The sequence below is a fragment of the Roseicyclus sediminis genome, assembly GCF_025515305.1.
GTDB classification, from domain to species: domain Bacteria; phylum Pseudomonadota; class Alphaproteobacteria; order Rhodobacterales; family Rhodobacteraceae; genus Roseibacterium; species Roseibacterium sediminis.
Genome location: NZ_JAOPHT010000002.1, coordinates 421635 through 439361, shown reverse-complemented (window position 1 = coordinate 439361; position 17727 = coordinate 421635). Strand labels below are relative to the sequence as shown.

The window sequence follows — 17727 nt, the reverse complement described above, 5'->3', positions numbered from 1 at the left end:
TCAGCGCGCGGGGCCCGGCGTCGGGCGCACCAGAACGCGGCGACCCTCGATGCGGACGGCAAGGCGCGGCAGGTTCGGGCAGCCCCCGGACCGCGCCCGCCCGGTGGCCAGATCGAAGCGCGCGCCGTGCAGGGCGCAGACCACCTCGCCGTTCTCGATCCGGCCGTCCTTGAGCGGCGCGAAGGCGTGCGTGCAGTTGCCGGCGAAGGCGATGATCTGCTGGTCCTTGCCGCGTGTCAGCATCACGTCCCGGCCCCTGGCGGACACGAAGTGCGCACCGCTCGCAGGCACCTGAAGCGTCGTGCAGACGTCGACGAAGTCGTCGCTGCCGCCGATCCCCCGGGGGAGCATCGGCTTACCCCGCCCGCTGGTTGAAGCGTCGTCCCACCATCGCAGCCGCGATGTTGGTCTTCTGAATGTCGATCGCGCCACCGGCGATGCCCCAGCCCCAGGCGTCGCGCATCCGGCGCTCCATCGGGTATTGCTTGGAATAGCCGTAGCCACCCATGAGCTGCATGGCCATGCCGGTGACTTCCCGGGCGATCTCGTTGGCGTAGCACTTGGCCAGCGAGCTATCGAGGACCGACGGAATACCCGCCTCGGCATTCGCGGCCGCGCGATGGATCAGCAGGCGCGCGGCCTCGACACGGATCTTCATCTCGGCCAGCTTCATCTGCACCGCCTGGAATTCGATGATCGGGCGTCCGAACTGTTCGCGCTCCTGCACGTATTCCACCACGTCTTCCAGCGCGCCCGAGGCCTGCGCCAGCCCCATGGTCGCGTTGCCGCAGCGTTCGAGGTCGAAGGCCTCCATCAGCCGCTTGAACCCCCCGCCGGGCACGATGATCGCGTCGAGCGGCAGTTCCACGTCATCGAAATAGAGATCGCTCGAGGGAACCCCGCGAAAGCCCATCAACTCTTCCTGCGGACCGAAGCTGAAGCCCGGGGTGCCCTTCTCGACATAGACGGCGCCGATGCCCTTGGCGCCCGGCACATCGTCGAACCGGCAATAGACGACGTAGCCGTCGGCATGGCCGCCACCCGAACACCAACGCTTGTTGCCGGACAGGATGACGGTGTCCCCCTCGATCCGAGCCTTCGTGCTGAGGTCGGTGAGCGCGCTGCCGGCATTGGGTTCGCTCATCGCGACCGCGACGACGATCTCGCCCGAACAGACCCGCGGCACGACCCGCTGGCGAAGCGATTCGGCTGCGAAATGCTCGATCGCGCGCACCGGGCCGACGCAGGATTCGAAAACCGGAAAGGCAACCGCGGCCGACACCTTTGCGAACTCCTCGATGACGAGCAGCGCCTCGAGGTTGCCGAGGCCAAGGCCGCCATATGCCTCGGAGACGTTGATCCCGAGGAACCCCATCTCGCCGTAGCGCGCGACCATCTCGTGTGGGACCGGACGGTTCGTCGCCTCCAGCTCGGCGGCAAGCGCCGGCAGTTGTTCGCGTGCAAAACGTCGGGCCTGCTCCTGCAGCATCACCTGGTCTTCGGTCAGTCTGAAATCCACAGTTATCCCCCTTTTCGGGCATTCTGGATGCACGGAGTATGTTTTACATATACAAGAGAGGCGGTAAAGCATATACAAGGCAATGGCGGCCGTGGTCTTCGGGATCCGGCTCGAGCGGTGCGACCCAGGCTCTGCCGCACCGAAGGAAAAGGGGAGGAGCGTCAATGCAGCAAAGCCCGGCACAGATCCGGCATGCCTACACGCGGATGCGCCTGATCCGCGAGTTCGAGGAGCGGCTGCACGTCGAGAACCCCAAGGGAGAGATCGCCGGTTTCACACATCTCTATGCCGGGCAGGAGGCGATCGCCGTCGGCATCTGCGAGAACCTCGACGAGCGTGACTACATCATCTCGACGCATCGCGGTCATGGCCATTGCCTCGCCCGGGGATGCGATCCACGCGACATGATGCACGAGATCTACGGGCGTGCCGACGGCCTGTGCAAAGGGCGTGGCGGGTCGATGCACATCGCCGACCTTTCGAAGGGAATGCTGGGGGCGAACGGGATCGTCGGGGGCGGTCAGCCGATCGCGCTCGGGGCGGCGATCGCCTGCGCCCTGCGCGGCGACGGGTCGGTCTCGGTCTCGTTCACCGGCGACGGCGCATCGAACCAGGGAACGGTCTTCGAGGCGATGAACATGGCGGTCGTGCTGAAGGCGCCCAAGGTCTTCGTCTTCGAGGACAACGGATACAGCGAGCATACCGGGGCGTCCTACGGCATCGGTGGCGACCTCAAGACCCGGACCGAGGGCTTCGGTATCCCGGTCTGGGAGGCGGACGGCTTCGACTATTTCGCGGTCTACGAGGCCGCGCGCGACGCCATCGCCGAAGCGCGGGCCGGCAGGGGGCCGGTTGCCGTCCTTGCAACGGCCACGCGCTATTTCGGCCATTTCGAGGGCGACCCGCAGAATTACCGGGCCAAGGACGAGGTGAAGCGGTTCCGCGAGGAAAAGGACTGCCTCATGCAAATGCGCAGGCGTGTCGTCGAGGCCGGGATCTTCTCCGAGAGCGATCTCGACGCAATCGACGCGGCGGTCATCGAGCAGATCGATGCCGCCGTCGCGTCGGCGCGGGAAGGTCCGCGTCCCGGCCCCGAGATCATGCTGCAAGACGTCTACCTGGACTACTGAGGGCGCTGTCATGGCTGTGATGACGATGCGGGACGCGCTGAACGACGCGCTGCACCGAGAGATGGAACGCGACGAACGCGTGATCGTGCTGGGCGAGGACGTGTCGGGCGGCGCGGGTGGCACCTCGGGCAGTCGCGACGCCGCTGGCGGGATCTTCGGCGTCACCAAGGGACTTTTGCCGCGGTTCGGCGACAAGCGCGTCATCGACACGGCGATCTCGGAAAGCTGCATCGTGGGCATGGCCAACGGCGCCGCGCTGGCTGGACTGCGCCCGGTCGCGGAACTGATGTTCGCGGATTTCGTGGGCGTGTCCTTCGACCAGATCTTCAACCAGATGGCCAAATTCCGCTACATGTTCGGCGGCAAGGCCAAGACCCCCGTCGTGCTGCGGATGTCCATGGGCGCCGGCATGAATGCCGCGGCTCAGCACAGCCAGGTCATCTACCCGATGCTGACCATGGTGCCCGGCCTCAAGGTGGTCACGCCATCGAACCCTGCCGACGCGAAGGGCCTGCTGACTCAGGCGATCCGGGACGACGATCCGGTCATGTTTCTCGAGCACAAGGCGCTTTACGCGCGCAAGGGCGAGGTGCCGGACGGCGACCACCTGGTCCCCTTCGGCGAGGCCGCGCTGGTGCGCGAGGGGCAGGACGCCACGGTGGTCGCCATCGCCCGCATGGTGCCGTTCGCGGAAAAGGCGCTCGACAAGCTTGAGGCGGAAGGCATCACCTGCGACCTGATCGACCTGCGCACGACCTCGCCGCTGGACGAAGAAACCATTCTCGAGAGCCTGTCCCTGACCGGGCGGCTCGTCGTCGTGGACGAGGCCAACCCGATGTGCTCGATGGCTTCCGAGATCGCGGGGCTGGCCGCGCGCAAGGGGTTCGCCCATCTGCGCGCCCCGGTGCAATGCGTGACCGCACCGCACACGCCCGTGCCCTTCGCAAGGGAACTCGAACGGCTCTACGTCCCGGGTCCCGACCGGATCGAGGCCGCTATCCGCGACGTGTTGAAGGAAGGCTGACCATGGCGAGGATCCATCCGATCACCCTCCCGAAATGGGGTCTCGAGATGTCCGAGGGCACCGTCTCCGCTTGGCATGTCGCCGAGGGGGACATCGCGGAACGGGGCAGCGACCTCGTCGATATCGAGACTGACAAGATCGTCAACACGGTGGAGCTGGATGTCTCGGGCCGCATCCGTCGCATCCTTGTCGCCTCGGGCGAGATCGCACCGGTCGGCGCCCTGATGGCCGTCCTTGCCGATGATTCCGTCCCAGAGGCCGAGGTCGATGCCTTCATCGCGGGCTTCACGCCCGTCGACGCCGGCTTCGAGCCCGGGTCGGATACCGCGTCGGCCCCGACGGCCGCGCCGGCAGGCACCGCCCCGGTGGAGGCGGCAGAAGCGGTCAGCGCCACGCCCCTGGCCCGTCGCCTCGCGCGGGACCATGGGCTCGACCTGTCGGAACTGACCGGGTCGGGAAGCCGCGGACGCATCACGCGCGACGACGTTCTCGCCGCCGCGGGCCGCCCTGCGGCGCTCAGCCCGGCCGAGGCGGCGGCGCGGAATGCGCAGGTCCATGCCAGTCCGATCGCCCGGAAATTCGCCAACTCCGCCGGACTGGACCTGACCGGGGTTCCCGGCACGGGCCGCAAGGGCAGGGTGTCGCTGGGCGATGCGCAGGCGGCGGCCGAACGCGACGGACTTTGGCGTCCGGCCCCGAAGGCGCCCCGGCCATCGGCGACAGCCCCGGGCGCCGCCGTGACGGGGGTGCAGCCTTTCACCTCGATGCGCAAGGCCATCGCCCGCTCGGTGTCCGCCTCCAAGCGGGATGTCCCGCATTTCTACACCGCCATGCCGATCCGCATCGACGCGCTCAACGCCCTGCGCGCCGATCTCAAGGCCGCGCCGGCCGCGCCCGGCGTGAAAATCACGGTCAACGACTTCTTTCTGCGAGCTTGTGCAGTGGCGCTGGAGCGCTGCCCCGACCTCAACGTCCATGTGACGGAGGATGGTGTCCGGCGGTTCGACCAGGTTGATCTCTGTCTGGCGGTGTCGGTGGATGGCGGCCTGCTCGCACCCGTGCTGCGCGATGCCGGCCGCAAGAGCGTCACCGCCATCGCCCGTGAGACGGCGGATCTGGTGGCGGCCGCGCGGGCGCGCACGCTGGCGGCCGAGGCCCTCGAGGGCGGTACCTTCACGCTCTCCAATCTCGGGATGTACGGCGTCGCGTCCTTCGACGCGATCATCACGCCCCCGCAGGGGGCGATCCTTGCCCTGGGCGGGCCGCAGGAGCGGGCGGCGCGTGCGCCCGGCGGCGGCATCTGTTTCGAGACCGTGGTGATGGCGACCCTGTCGGCCGATCATCGTGCCATCGACGGCGCCATGGCGGCCGAATTCCTCGCCGTGCTGCGCGACCTGGTCGAAACCCCGATCGCGCTGCTGAACTGATGCCGCCCCTGTCAGCCGGCTTTCTGCTGCGCGGCCTCGAACTCGATCGCCTTGCCGGAACTGGTGGCGATGTATTCGGCCAGCACGTCGCCCTGGAGGTTCGTGTGCTTGCGCGACAGCTCTGCGGCAAGCTCCGGATCGCGGTCGAGGATCGCCTTCAGGATGGCCTCGTGGTCGGTCAGGTTGCTTTCGGACCGGCCGGGATAGGACAACTGGAACCGGCGGTAGGGCACCAGCTTGATGCCCATGCGGTTCGTGATGTCGATCAGGTCGTCGTTGTGCGTTCCCCGGATGATCGCGAGATGGAAGGCGCGGCTCAGCTTGTAGTAGGTGTCGTCGTCAGCCGCGCGCAGGGCCTTCTCCGAGCGGCGGTGCAGATCCTCGAGCGCGCTGCGTTCGGCATCGGTCATGCGCCGCGCGGCGTATTTCGCGCAGATCCCCTCGAGTTCCGACATCACCTCGAACAGGCGGATCATGTCGCCCACGTCCGTCCGCGACACGGTCGCGCCCTGGCGCGGCTTCTTCTCGACCAGTCCGGACTGGATCAATTGCAACATCGCCTCCCGAACCGGCGTGCGCGACACGTTGAACCGCTGGGCCAGCGCCTCCTCGTCGAGCGCCGCTCCCGGGGGGAGAGCTCCCGAGAAAATCTCGTTCTCGAGCGTCAGCAAGACGTGGGCGGAATGTGTCACTCCTCGGGTCTTGGGCATGCGGTGCATCTCTCGGTATTGTCGTCAATTGTTACGGGTGCGCAGGCCACGGCGATCTGCGTGCTGCGCGAATTCACACCCTACTTAGCATATTTTGGAAATGTGTCGCGTATATTTTTGACACTCTTCGGATGGTTCTTCTGGCCGTGTGGGGGCATTTCGCGCCTTGGGGCATCTTGGCAATCGGGATCGAGGGAATGGCAGGATGAGTGAATTCCAGAGCAAGCGGGTCGTGGTGCTCGGCGCCGCCGGCGTCGGCAATCTCGGCCAGGCGGTGGCCCGCCGCTTCGCGCGGGAGGGGGCGGAGGTGCTGGTGGCGGGGCGCAACGCCGAACCGCTCGACGCCCTCGCACGGGAGATCCGTGGGCATGCCGCCCTGTGCGACATCACCGTGGAGGCGGACAACATCGCGCTGGCCAGGCAGGCAGTCGATCGGATGGGCGGCGTCGACTTCGCCGTGAACTGCACGGGGTGGGGGCTCCTGGTGCCGTTCCTCGATACCACGCGGGAGCAGCTCGAACGGATGTGCCGGCTGCAGTTCATCGGCCCATACCAGTTCTTCCAGTCGATGCTGCGGGTGATGGCCGATGGCGGGGCGCTGGTTCAGGTCTCCTCGGCCACGGCGACCATCATGATGGAAGATCACGCGGCCTACATGGGGACCAAGGCCGGGTTCGATCACGTCATGCGCTGCATCGCCAACGAGTTCGGCGCGCGCGGAATCCGCGCGAATTCGGTCGCGCCGGGGTTCATGGCCTCGCCGATGACGGCGAAGGTGGCGGGCAATGCCGCCGTGGTGGGCGCCTTCGCCAAGGAATATCCGCTCGGCCGGGTCGGCACTCTGGAGGACGCCGTCGAGGCGATCATCTGGCTCTGCTCGGACGGCTGCTTCGTCACCGGCGAGACGATACAGGTCAATGGCGGGCTGACCCTCAGGCGCAACCCCACAAATGCCGAGATCGTCGCTGCCGCGAGGGCCGCCCGGGCCGCGCGGGACGGGACGCCCCCGCCCGAGGATGCTGGCTAGCCCGACCGGGGTGTCAGGCGGTCGGCCGCGTCGAAATCCCGGGGCAGGCGGAACTTCTGCACCTTGGTGGTGCTCATCGGCCAGTCGGTGACGCATCGTATGTAACGGGGCACCTTGAAGGCGGCGATCCGGCCGGAACACCAGTCGACCAGCGCTTGCGGGTCGCAGTCCATGCCGGCCACCGGTTCGACATAGGCGGCCGCGACCTCGCCCAGCCGCGCGTCGGGAACCCCGATGACCTGCGCCAGCTTGACCGCCGGGTGGCTGGCCAGCAGCGTCTCGATCTCGAGGGCCGCGACGTTCTCGCCCCCGATCTTCAGCATGTCCTTCAGCCGCCCCTCGAAAACGACGCGCCCCTCGTCATCGACCTGCCCGAGGTCGCCGCTGCGCAGCCAGCCATCCGGCGTGAGCGCCGCTGCCGTGGCCTCGGGATCGGCATTGTAGCCGCAGAACAGGCAATACCCCCGAAGCTGCAACTCGCCCGAGGTCGACCTGCCGCGGAGGGCTCCGGTCTCGGGGTCGGCGACCCGGACCTCCAGGCCGTCGAAGGGCCGCCCGCTGCATGTCAGAGCCACCTCGAGCGGATCGTCGGGGCCCGTCCAGACCGGCACCCCGGTGGCTTCGGTCAGGCCGTAGGCGTTGACGTAGGTCGCCGTGGGAAAGCAGCCGGCATAGCGGCGCATCAACTCGGGTGGGCCCACAGCGTGGAACAGGCGCAGCGAGGAAAGGTCGCGGGACGTGAAGTCGGGATGGTCCGTGATCTGTGACACGATTGCCGGAAAGGACAGGTAGGCCATAGTGGCCCGTTCCGCTTCGATAGTGTCTAGGGCCTCGGCCGGGTTCATGTGTGCTGTACAGATCTGCATCGCCCCCGATGCCCGGCAGGCCGCCATCGGCAGCATGGTGGACATGTGGAAGAAGGGCAGGGGATTGTAGATCCGGTCCTGCGGTCCGATGCGGAAGCGTTCGGCGAAGGCCGCGCCGATCATGTTCAGCGAGGCGTGGCTCAGCAGGCAGGCCTTGGGCCGCGCGGTGGTGCCGGAACTGTACATCATCAGCGCCGGGCTGTCCGGCGCAACGGTGTCTGCCCGTGCCGCGACCTCGCTTGGTGCGATCGTCGCCCCGGCCGCCTCCAGATCGGCCGCGCCGGGCCAGGCGTCCGGTGCGTCGGACCCGAGCACCACGAGGCGCCGCAAGGCCGGCGCCGCCTCCATCGCCAGGGGGGCCGCGCCGTCCCATCCGGCAAGCTCGGGCAGGGCCTCCAAGAGGCGGCCCCTGAGGTCCAGGTCGGGCAGGGCATGTTGCCCGACGACGAGGATCGTCGCTTCGGAATGGCCGATGGCGAAGGCCAGTTCCGGGCCGCGAAACCGCGTGTTGAGCGTCAGCGAACAGGCCCCGACCATCCCCGCCGCGTAGAACAGCCGGACGAGGTCGGCGGTATTCGGCATCAAGAGCGCCAGCGTGTCGCCCGGGCGAAGGCCCATGCCGAGCAGGCCGCGCGCCATTTCCCGTGCCTCGTGCAGCAAGGTCGCGTAGCCCAACCTCTCCCCGTCGATGAGAAGCGCGGTGTTGTCAGGCCATGTCCCGGCCGTTCGCGCCAGCAACTGCGCCGTGCTCAGCCGGCCCGCCTGCACCACGCCGGACGAGGGGTGGTCCGCCGCCATCGCCCCATCCTCCGCGGCCGGTCAGAACTGGACGCGCTTGGTGAAGCCGCCATCCACGATGAGGTTGACCCCGGTCACCCAGCTGGCCGCGTCGCTCGCCAGAAAGGCGATGCAGCGCGCCACTTCGTCAGGGTCGCCCATCCGGCCGTCGGGTTGCTGAGCCACGATGGAGTTGTAGAAGCCTTCGTCCTGCGCGCGGATCTGGTCCCAGGCGCCACCCGGCACCATGATCGGTCCCGGCGAGACCACGTTGAACCGGATGCCGCGCTTCATGTGGACCTGCGACATCTGCTTGGCGTAGGTGATCAGCGATGCCTTGAGGGCATTGTAGGCCATCGGCGCCATGAAGGTTTCCACGGCGGCCGTCGTCGAGATGAAGACCACCGCCGCGTTGCCGGAGTCCTTCAGGAACTCGAACAGCGTGTCGACGCCCCGGACGCACCCCAGAACGTCGATCTCGAAGTTGCGGTACCAGCTCTTTTCGCCCTCCATGCCGCCTCCGGCACTGACGCCGGGCACGAAGATGTCGCAACCGCCGAGTTCGGCGGCGGCCTGTTTGAGCCAGGCGTCGTATTCCTCGGCCTTGCGGACGTTGCAGGCGCTGCCCCAGACCTTGGTGCCATGCGCCGACAGCGCCGCGACGGCATCGGCGACGTCGTCGGGGTTCCGCGAACAGATGGCAAGGTCGCACCCTTCGGCTGCCAGAAGCTCGGCCGTCGCCCGGCAGATGCCCTTGGTCGCGCCCGTGATGATCGCTTTCCTGCCCTTCAGGCCCAAATCCATGCCGAACTCCTCCCCTTGGTCCGCGATCAATCGCGGCGCCTCGTCCTTGAGTTCCGATACTAGCTTGCGTATACGGAAACACAATTCAAAATACACGCGGTGATAGACTCAGGTATGTTGGCCGTGAGACAGGGAGGCACCGCCGTGAGCGAACCACTGGTTGTCCAGCGCCGGGTCGGCGACGTGGCCGAGATCCGCTTCAACCGTCCCGACAGCCTGAATGCGCTCAGCGTCGAGCTTGCGGCCGCCTTCGCCGAGGCGGTGGAAGCCACGATCGCACAGGGCGATGCGCGGGCGATCCTCCTGGCTGCGAACGGGCGCGGCTTCGTCGCCGGCGGCGATCTGGCGGCGATGGGGGCGGACCCCGACAGCGGCTCCCAGGTCGTCGATACGCTCCTGTCCATCCTGAACCCGGCGATCCTGGCACTGGCCGAACAGGACGCGCCGGTCGTCGCGGCGGTGCGTGGCGTCGCGGCCGGGGCCGGTTTCGCCTTCATGCTCGGGGCCGACCTTGTGGTGGCCGACCGCGCGGCGCGGTTCTCGATGGCCTACGGGCAGATCGGAGGCGTCCCAGATTGCGGCTCCACCTGGTACCTCGCGCGGCGGCTTCCGCGCGGCGCGGCGCACAGGCTGGTGCTTCTGGGCGAGACGCTGACCGCGGAAGCGGCGCGAGATCTCGGTCTCGTCAGCGAATTGTGTGACGCGGACGCGGTCGAGGCACGGGCGCTTGAACTGGCCCAGCTGCTTGCGTCTGGTCCCACGAAAGCCTTCGGCGCGGTCCGCCGCCTGCTGGACCGCGCCGGGCAGAACACGCTCGCCGAACAGCTCGAGGCCGAGCGGGCGGCCTTTGTCGCGGCGGCGGGATCCGAGGATTTTCGCGCCGGCGTCGCCGCCTTTCTGGGCAAGACGCGCCCGCGTTTCACGGGCCGCTGAACACCGGCAAGCGGCAAGTTCACATGACCACCTCCGAGACCATGGAGGCGACGAATGTGCCGCTTGCATATGGCCTGCCCGAAGGGCCGTTCCGTCGCGCCGCTTGGGAGGATCTGGCCGTCGAGGACCGATCGGAGATCTGCCGCTCGCTGCACCATCGTGCGGAGATTTCGCACCTGCGGCCTGGACGATCCGCGCTTGCAGAGGGGCCGGCGTTTGCCGGAAAAGAAACGTTGCCACGGGCTGTCGCGGGCGTTCACTATGACAGCTGCAATGAACGTCACGACGCAGGCGAGAGGGGCGGCGCGCGATGCTACCGAGCAAGCAGGAAATCGTCGACAAGGCCCTTTCGGAGGTGAACTTCGAAGCCTGGGAAAACCTCCACAGGGAGTACGCCGACAAGATCGCCGCGCAGCGCGATGTCTGGCCCCAGGATCGCATCGAGAAACTGGAACGGAACTATTCGAAGTACTTCGAGCTGGAAAAGTGGCTGCAATACCATTCGCGCCACGTGATGACGGCGGACCTGCACGATGGCGAGGGTCCCAAGCGCATCCTCGACCTCGGGTGCGGCGCGGGGATCTTCCTCTTCATCTGCCGCACGCTCGGACATCATGGCGTCGGCCTCGACATCGATTCCGGAATGTACCGACGGATGGCCGAGATCCTCGGGGTGGATTGGCGGGCCTCGCCGGTGCTGGCGAACACGCCCTTGCCCGAGGAATTCCAGGGGCTCGATCTGATCTCGGCGATCGCGATCAAGTTCGACAGGCTCGACTACGGCCCCCAGAGCGCCGAGCCCTGGGGCCTCGACGAATGGCAGTACTTCCTGCGCGACGCCGCCTCGCGGCTCAATCCGGGCGGGCATATCTTCATCAAGCCGAACTACCTGATCCATCCCACGGAAACCGACCCGGGCGTGTTCTTCAAGGACGGGCGCATCATGGACATGATGCGCGATACCTCCGTGAAGGCGACCGAACACTTCGATTTCCTGATCCCCAAATCCGCGTTCGCCTGAGGTCAATCGTTCGGCGGGATCGGGGTCGGAACCTGTCAGCGGCGGAGGTCGGCGGAGGGGGTTTCGGTGGCAGGGCCGGCAGGCTGCGACCGGACGGGCGGGTGAGGCATCCCATGTGGCCACGGGATGGGAATGACCCGCCCTGCACGTCTCCGGTGTCGGTGAACTGTCAAGCGGTCCGCACTTCGCCGTTGTAAGCCCTTTGCGCGCCTTCCATAGTCGGAACGCAGCAAATCAACTCGAGGAAGCCCTGAGCTGATGCGGTCTAATGTCGGTGCCGGAACCGTTCGGCTCGAGCTTGTGGAGTTGTGCAGCAAGGGCCAGCTGGCCACTGCGCATCTGCGCCTGCTCGACAGCGGGTTGGACGCCGTCGATCACCCCGGATTGTGGGAATTCCTCGAACGACGCTTCGTCGAGGCGGGCGACGCTCTGCTGGCCCATCGCGTTCGCCGCGACTTGCTGGCGGCGGAGGTGGCGAGCACCGACATCGTTCTGAACGAGGCGCGCTACGAAATCGAGAACAACCGCCCCGGCCGGGCAAGGACCTATATCGAGAATGCCTTCGGTCCCGATCCCGGAAACGACGAGGCGCGCGTCCTGCTTGGCGTGGCGCTGACCAGCGAAGACAAGGAGAGGGCGCTTCGTCTTCTCGAGGGGGCGGCGACCGGAACCGAGGCCGCGACGCTTCTGGCGATCGACGCGCTGCGGGACATCGGCGAATTGAGACGGGCGCGTCGGCTGTGCGAGGCCGCGCTGGAGCGGTACCCCCGGAACGCGATGTTCTCCAATCGCCTCGGATGGATCGCCGAGGGCACCGGGGATTTCGAGACGGCCATTTCGATCGTGTCGACGACCCGCGCCGGGGATATCGAGGGCGAGGCGCAGGCGCTCAACCGGCTGGTGCGCATTCATCGTCGGCTGGGGGACCGCGCTGCCACGATCGCGCATGCGGCCGATCTTCTTCGCCTCGACGCGCGACCGACGCAAAAGCTCCGGCTGGCCCGGGCGTTGGGTCAACCGCGACTTCTGGAACACCTCGTGAGCCTGCTTCCCGCGCAGTTCGCGCGCGCAGAGGTCACCGGCGACGAGGCCGGCAAGGTCATCGGGTTTCTTCTCGAGCAGGGCTATGTCGGGCTTGCCGTCTTTCTCTGGCAGGCAGGCCTGCCGATCGCGCCCGCCGAGAAGCTGCTGCTGGAGCGGTTCGGCTTCGGCGTGAACCCCGGCCGGCAGCTGCCCCAGAGCTTCGACGAAGCGCTTTCGATCAGAAGTCCCGACATCCTCTTCCCGCTTTATCCCGAATGTGCCGAGGCAACACCGCAGGCCGCCTCCGCGCCGGTCCTGCGGGACAGCGACCGGGTGCTGCTGGTGAACTCGGTTCTCTCGGCCGGGGGCGCCGAGCGTCAGTTTCTCATGGTCGCCCGCTCGCTGGTCGCCGCCGGCCTTTCCCCGGACCGTCTGCACGCCGCGTTGTTCTCGATGGAGGGCGACCGTGGTCACGACCATTTCGAGGCCGAGTTGCGCGCGACCGGCATCCACGTGCACGACCTGTCGCGCGAGGATATCTCGAAGATTGCGATGCGCGACCGTGACCGGGACATCGTCGCGATGCTCCCCGCGCGGCTGAGCACGGATGTCCTGCCGCTCTGGCGTCTCGTGCAGCGCCTGGAGCCCGCGGTCGTTCACGGCTGGCAGGACCGCGCCTCGATCGCCGCGGGGCTGGTCGGCCGGATGCTGGAGGTCGAGCGCACCGTGCTGAGCGTGCGCAACATGCGCCCGAGGAAACGCGGCGAGGATTTCGACTGGGTGCCGCGCTCTGTCTACAGGGAGCTGCTGGCAAGTCCCTCCGTCGCGATCACGGCCAATTCATTCGAGGGTGCAAGGGATTACGAAGACTGGCTCGGGCTTGCCGGGGACAGTCTGTCGGTTTTGTCCAATGCCATCGACGAGGCCGTGTTCAAGCCTCGGTCCGGACCGCGGCAACCGGGCGGGCCGATCCGCATTCTCGGGGTGTTCCGTCTGACCGAGAACAAGCGCCCGATCCTCTGGCTGGAGACGATCGCCGCGCTGCGCGCCAGCCATGCCGTCGAGATCGCCCCGCGCCTCGTCGGTGCCGGGCCGATGGCCGACGAAGTGAGGCGCAGTGCCGCGCGGCTCGGCCTCGACGATCTGACGATCGAGGCCCCGCTGCCGGACCCCTCCGACATCTACAGGAGCAGCGATGTCCTCCTCCTGATGTCGAGCGTCGAGGGGACGCCCAACGTCGTTCTGGAGGCGCAGGCCTGCGGCCTTCCCGTCGCCGCGTGCCAGGTCGGCGGTGTGCAGAAGGCGATGCATCTCGACGGCGAGGACGCGGGCCTGCTTCTCGACGCCGATGTCGGGGCCGCGGATGCAGCCGGGGCCATCGCGGCCTGGCTCCCCGAAGCGCTGGCCGCGCCCGGCAAGGCGCGGGTGGACTTCATTCGCCGGAACTACTCGATGCAGGCCCTGGCGCGTAACCTCCTCGGCCTTTACGGAGCGCGGACATGAGCGGGCCGCGCCCATGGCTCGCCCATGCGACCGACCCGCTGCCGCAGCTTCTGTCGGAACATCCCAGCCTCGACGGGGCCGGGGGGCTGATCGCCGCCTCTCAGGTTGCGGCCCTGGCCGACTGGCAAAGCATCGAGCGCTGGCCGGGCGAGGTATCCATCGTCTTGCGGCGCATCGGCCAGGAAGAACCGGCGGAATGGCGTGACGGGCTTGCGATCCTGCTGCGGCTGATCTCGGGGTCGCGCAAGGACGTCCGACTTCTCGCGCTGAACCCGGCAGCCGCCGATTTCCTGGCCCGCGAGACGGGCCTGCCGGTGGCGGCCCTGCCGGACCTGCCGCGCCGCTACGCGGGCGCGTGCAGGCTGACGCTGTCGCGCGCCGAGGGGCCGCTGCAGATCCTGCGCATCGAGGCCGGACCTCTGCCGGCGCGGCAATACAACCTCGCGCGCCTGCGCCGCATGGCGGTGATCGACGCAGCGCCGGGGGACCCGGATCTCTCGGATCTCGCGGCCCATGCCAATGGAGTGGCGGGCGCGGATGCCGGGGACGGCGCGCGGGCGCCTGTGGTGGTCGTCGTCGTGCCCAACGGGATAGGGTTGGGGCATGTCACGCGGATGCTGGCCGTGGCCCGGCACCTTCGCCAGGACCGCGGTGCGCGGGTCGTCTTCTGGAGCTTTTCCCGCGCGGCCGGCATTATCTCGCGGTTCGGGTTCGAGACGGTCCTGAGGCAGACCGCCCAGCACCTCGGCGCCGAGACCGGCGACTGGCTGAAATGGGAAACCGAGGAGTTCGCGGCCCTTTTGCGCGGTCTGAAACCCGATCTCGTCGTGCAGGATTCAAGCGCGCTGCAGCGGTTCGTCGTCGACGCGCTGGCGCGTCCCGGCAGCGGTGCGGCGCGGCTCGCGCTCATCCGGCGGGGCATGTGGCAGGCCTCGGTCCTGGGGACCGAGGCGCTGGCCTCCGAAGAGCTGGCCGACCTCGTGTTGGAACCCGGCGACCTCGCCTCGGAGGCCGATCGCGGGGTGACGCGGGGGCGATCCGCGAACCGGACCGGCTTCGCGAGGATGGCCGTCTCCGCGCCCGTCACGCTGACCGGGCGCGACGAGGTGCTGGACCGCCGAAGCGCGCGCCGGGCGCTTGGCCTCGGCCGCGGGCGCCTGTGCCTCGTCTCGCTCGGCGGCGAGGCCATCGGCGACTGGAACCTGCTTGCGCGCAACCTCGTCGCCGCCGCCGACAGGGCACGCATCGGACTGGTCTGGGCCCGTTCGCCGCTGGCGGCGCCGGACCCGATGCTCGGGCTCCGGCCTGACATCGTCACCCGGAGTGTCTATCCGCTGGCGCCCTGTCTTGCCGCCTTCGACGGCGTCGTGTCGTCGGTGGGCTACAACAGTTTCCATGAGTTGATGCAGCTCTATGACGGACCCGTGCTGTTCGTGCCGGGGCGGCATTCGCGGCTCGACGATCAGGCGGCCCGCGCGCAGTTCGCCGCATCCCGGGGCTGGGCGACGCATCTGGCCGAGGGCGGGGCCCAGCACGACGTCCTGTCCGCCTTCATGGCCGATGTCAGGGCGGCCAGGCGCGTGCCGGCACGACCGGAATGGCGCAACGGCGCGTCCGAGGTCGCGGGCGCGCTTGGCGATCTCCTCGGGGCCGGAGGGTGACCGGAGTGAAAGTGGGCGGAAATACAAGGGATTACGACGAGACGCTCAGGCGGCTCGAACAGGACAACGACGATCTTCGCGGGAAGCTCGCCCGTCACGAGTTTCGGCAGATGCAGCAGGAACTGACGTCGGAAGATCCGTTCCGGCTCGATGTGCTGGGACCGCAGGCAACGGCTCCGGGCGATGTCATGCTGCCGGATGTGGACGACGTCCTGCTTCCCCGGCTTCCGGTTCCCGCCGGGACCATCGCCCGGGACCTCCTGTCCCCGGACCTGCCGGTGATCGCCGTGCATGACGACGGATTGAGTGGCCGTCCGCTCGCCGCCGCGCTGATGGGGCTTCTGAAGACGCAGTATGACAAGCCTTTCGCAAGGCTTGTCTTCCTCTGCTCGGGCTTCGAGGCCGTGCCCTTCCTCGGGCGCTACGGGTTTGCCGTCGAGCAGGTCGGCCGTGCCGATCCCGCGACCTTGTTGCCGAGGCTTCGGCGGCGCTACGGCGTGGTCCAGATCCGTTCCGTCGGGTCCGGTGACCTGATCGCCCGATGGCAGGGCGGCTAGGTCTTCACCGTCGCGATGCAAAGAAGGTTCTGCGTCTCGAAATCCCTGTCCGCAAGATGGGGATAGCGGCGGCGGATCTTGTCCGTGAGCCTGCCGAGGCCGGTTTCGGGCCGTGACGGTTTTTCCTCGCTGACCTCGATATCGAAATAGCGTTCGGTCAGCGCGATCAGGTCGTCGAGCCGGATGCGGTTCAATCCGCGCGCGATGTAGTGATCTGGGCTGGGGTCGTATCCCACATGCCCCCAGTCCATGAGTTCGGCCTGCGACGGATCCGACTTGTCGATCGCGCTGACGACCTTGGGCGGCAGGTGATGCCCGTTCCAGCAATAGAAATTGTGGTGGTTATACAGTAGCTTGCCCCCGGGCTTGAGCCGGATCGCGATGGCGGCGAACACGCTTTCGATGTTCTGGAGGTGCTCGGTCACGTTGTGCATGACAGCCAGGTCGAAGACGCGCTCCTCGGGCAGGTCCTCGATCGCGGTGGGCCGGACGAGCCACGGCTCGACCATCGCCGAAAGCTCGGCGGGCGTCCATCCGAACGGCATCTTCGCCGACTTCGCGGCGAGGTTCTTAACCCTGTCGCGATCCACATCGATGATGGGATCGAGCCCGAGATAGTCCGAGGCCCCCGCCGCGAGATACCCGAAGCCATGCAGGCCCGGCCCGCAACCCACATCGAGGATCGACTTGTCCCGCACGTGATCCTGGATGGCGTTGGCCCAGCTGACGTAACCGTACTGGTAGGCCCGATCGAGCACCTCGGGGTGGAAGGCGCGACCGCGCCAGGGCTTGTTGCGGTTGTTGATCCAGAAGGCGCGCCGTGTCATCGCGGCGGACGCCTTGAAGGATGTCGGGGGCGCCGGCAAGCCGCCTTTGGAATGCTGCAGCGACATGATCTCGGCGAGCCAGCCCAGCTGCTCGGGGTCTGCACCGGACCGTGCGAGGTCCAGTTCGCGCTTGTCCCAGTCCCTCAGGATGCGGCGGCTGGAGTCCATCTCGCCGATCACCACATAGGCCTCGGTCCAGGCATTCAGGCCGACGAGTTCGCAGACAAGCCCAAGCTGGAAGGTGCCGAGCCTTCCGAGGGCCCCGTCGAGGAGCCGCGATCTTGCGGTGTACTCAAGCGGCGTTTGCCCGATCACGTCCGTCAGTTCGTCCGATGACAGACGCACCTCGAAAGCCGCGCTGTTGCACGTGCCTTCGGGATCGGCCTCCAGCAGGGCGAGAGCGCCCTGATCGGCCAGAGCCTGCAGGTAGGCCATCATCGGGAAGTAGCGCGAGTTGTTGCCGTTCTTGATCAGCAGGCGCGAGCCGGCCCCAAGACCCGGCGCAATCGCGAGGAGCGCGTCCTTCAGTTGCTCGGGCTTCTTCGGGGCATCGATCGCGGCGAGGTCGATCCTGCCTCCCGGCCAGCGAAAGGCCGTGAAATCGGCCTCGTGCACCTCGCAGGGGAGGTCGCGGGACCGCATCAGCGCCTCGAAGACCGGGCGAAAGCTGTCTCCGGGCGCAACGAGGTCGGGGACGCGCTTGTCGTGGTCCCTGGTCCACACGAAGGTGTCGATGACGTGCAGGTTTCCCTTGGGGGCGAGGATCTGGCTCAACCCGCCGAGCCATGGCCCCAGCTCGACGATCGTGGCGTCCGGCCCGAGGTCCTGCGTCAGCCGGAGGGCCATGTCGCCATCCTGGCTCGAGATCATCGTGGGGATCTCGTCCATTGCGAAGACGTCGTGATGCGCGCTCATTGT

At 67.7% G+C, this 17727-nt stretch carries 15 protein-coding genes; 9 read left to right on the top strand and 6 right to left on the bottom strand.

Annotation, left to right across the window (positions count from 1 at the left end; translation table 11 throughout):
• On the bottom strand, positions 1–351 hold the full coding sequence (locus N8I71_RS04580; RefSeq protein WP_262876754.1) for a Rieske (2Fe-2S) protein: 351 nt from the start codon (positions 349–351) through the stop codon (positions 1–3).
• 4 nt (positions 352–355) lie between these two features.
• Complete coding sequence (locus N8I71_RS04575; RefSeq protein WP_262876753.1) at positions 356–1519, bottom strand: acyl-CoA dehydrogenase family protein; 1164 nt, start codon at positions 1517–1519, stop codon at positions 356–358.
• A gap of 164 nt (positions 1520–1683) precedes the next feature.
• Between N8I71_RS04575 and N8I71_RS04570 the strand changes: the two genes are divergently transcribed.
• From N8I71_RS04570 to N8I71_RS04560, 3 genes are read left to right on the top strand one after another with little or no spacing between them, the layout of a single operon-like run.
• Entirely contained in the window at positions 1684–2649 is a 966-nt protein-coding gene (locus tag N8I71_RS04570) for a thiamine pyrophosphate-dependent dehydrogenase E1 component subunit alpha (RefSeq protein WP_262876752.1), read from the top strand.
• 10 nt (positions 2650–2659) lie between these two features.
• Positions 2660–3673 (top strand): alpha-ketoacid dehydrogenase subunit beta, encoded by a 1014-nt coding sequence (locus tag N8I71_RS04565; RefSeq protein WP_262876751.1) that lies wholly within the window; start codon positions 2660–2662, stop codon positions 3671–3673.
• A gap of 2 nt (positions 3674–3675) precedes the next feature.
• Complete coding sequence (locus N8I71_RS04560) at positions 3676–5100, top strand: 2-oxo acid dehydrogenase subunit E2 (RefSeq protein ID WP_262876750.1); 1425 nt, start codon at positions 3676–3678, stop codon at positions 5098–5100.
• 11 nt (positions 5101–5111) lie between these two features.
• Here the strand turns inward: N8I71_RS04560 and N8I71_RS04555 are convergent, their stop codons facing one another.
• Positions 5112–5810 (bottom strand): GntR family transcriptional regulator, encoded by a 699-nt coding sequence (locus N8I71_RS04555; RefSeq protein WP_262876749.1) that lies wholly within the window; start codon positions 5808–5810, stop codon positions 5112–5114.
• A gap of 205 nt (positions 5811–6015) precedes the next feature.
• Between N8I71_RS04555 and N8I71_RS04550 the strand changes: the two genes are divergently transcribed.
• Positions 6016–6837, top strand: coding sequence for an SDR family oxidoreductase (locus N8I71_RS04550; protein ID WP_262876748.1), 822 nt, complete (start codon positions 6016–6018; stop codon positions 6835–6837).
• On the opposite strand, the gene N8I71_RS04545 is transcribed toward N8I71_RS04550, so the two are convergent.
• Both N8I71_RS04545 and N8I71_RS04540 read right to left on the bottom strand, forming a co-directional pair.
• Positions 6834–8501 carry a class I adenylate-forming enzyme family protein gene (locus N8I71_RS04545; RefSeq protein ID WP_262876747.1) on the bottom strand — a complete coding sequence of 556 codons (1668 nt, stop codon included), beginning with the start codon at positions 8499–8501 and terminating at the stop codon, positions 6834–6836. The two genes, N8I71_RS04550 and N8I71_RS04545, sit on opposite strands and share 4 nt — an antisense overlap.
• A 21-nt stretch (positions 8502–8522) precedes the next feature.
• Positions 8523–9284 (bottom strand): SDR family NAD(P)-dependent oxidoreductase, encoded by a 762-nt coding sequence (locus N8I71_RS04540; protein WP_262876745.1) that lies wholly within the window; start codon positions 9282–9284, stop codon positions 8523–8525.
• 144 nt (positions 9285–9428) lie between these two features.
• Here N8I71_RS04540 and N8I71_RS04535 point away from each other — a divergent pair, with 144 nt between their 5' ends.
• The 5 genes from N8I71_RS04535 (at position 9429) to N8I71_RS04515 (ending at position 15982) form a co-directional block, all read left to right on the top strand.
• Positions 9429–10217, top strand: a complete 789-nt coding sequence (locus tag N8I71_RS04535) for an enoyl-CoA hydratase/isomerase family protein (RefSeq protein ID WP_262876744.1) — start codon at positions 9429–9431, stop codon at positions 10215–10217.
• A 310-nt stretch (positions 10218–10527) separates the two neighbouring features.
• Positions 10528–11238, top strand: coding sequence for a class I SAM-dependent methyltransferase (locus N8I71_RS04530; protein WP_262876743.1), 711 nt, complete (start codon positions 10528–10530; stop codon positions 11236–11238).
• Positions 11239–11496: 258 nt separating this feature from the next.
• Complete coding sequence (locus N8I71_RS04525; protein WP_262876742.1) at positions 11497–13764, top strand: glycosyltransferase; 2268 nt, start codon at positions 11497–11499, stop codon at positions 13762–13764.
• Entirely contained in the window at positions 13761–15425 is a 1665-nt protein-coding gene (locus N8I71_RS04520; protein WP_262876741.1) for a glycosyltransferase family protein, read from the top strand. Before N8I71_RS04525 ends, N8I71_RS04520 begins: the two co-directional genes overlap by 4 nt.
• Complete coding sequence (locus tag N8I71_RS04515) at positions 15422–15982, top strand: hypothetical protein (RefSeq protein ID WP_262876740.1); 561 nt, start codon at positions 15422–15424, stop codon at positions 15980–15982. Before N8I71_RS04520 ends, N8I71_RS04515 begins: the two co-directional genes overlap by 4 nt.
• Here the strand turns inward: N8I71_RS04515 and N8I71_RS04510 are convergent.
• The gene (locus N8I71_RS04510) at positions 15979–17724 is read right to left on the bottom strand and encodes a class I SAM-dependent methyltransferase (protein ID WP_262876739.1); all 1746 of its coding nucleotides are present in this window, start codon (positions 17722–17724) and stop codon (positions 15979–15981) included. The two genes, N8I71_RS04515 and N8I71_RS04510, sit on opposite strands and share 4 nt — an antisense overlap.
• Positions 17725–17727 lie beyond the last annotated feature (3 nt).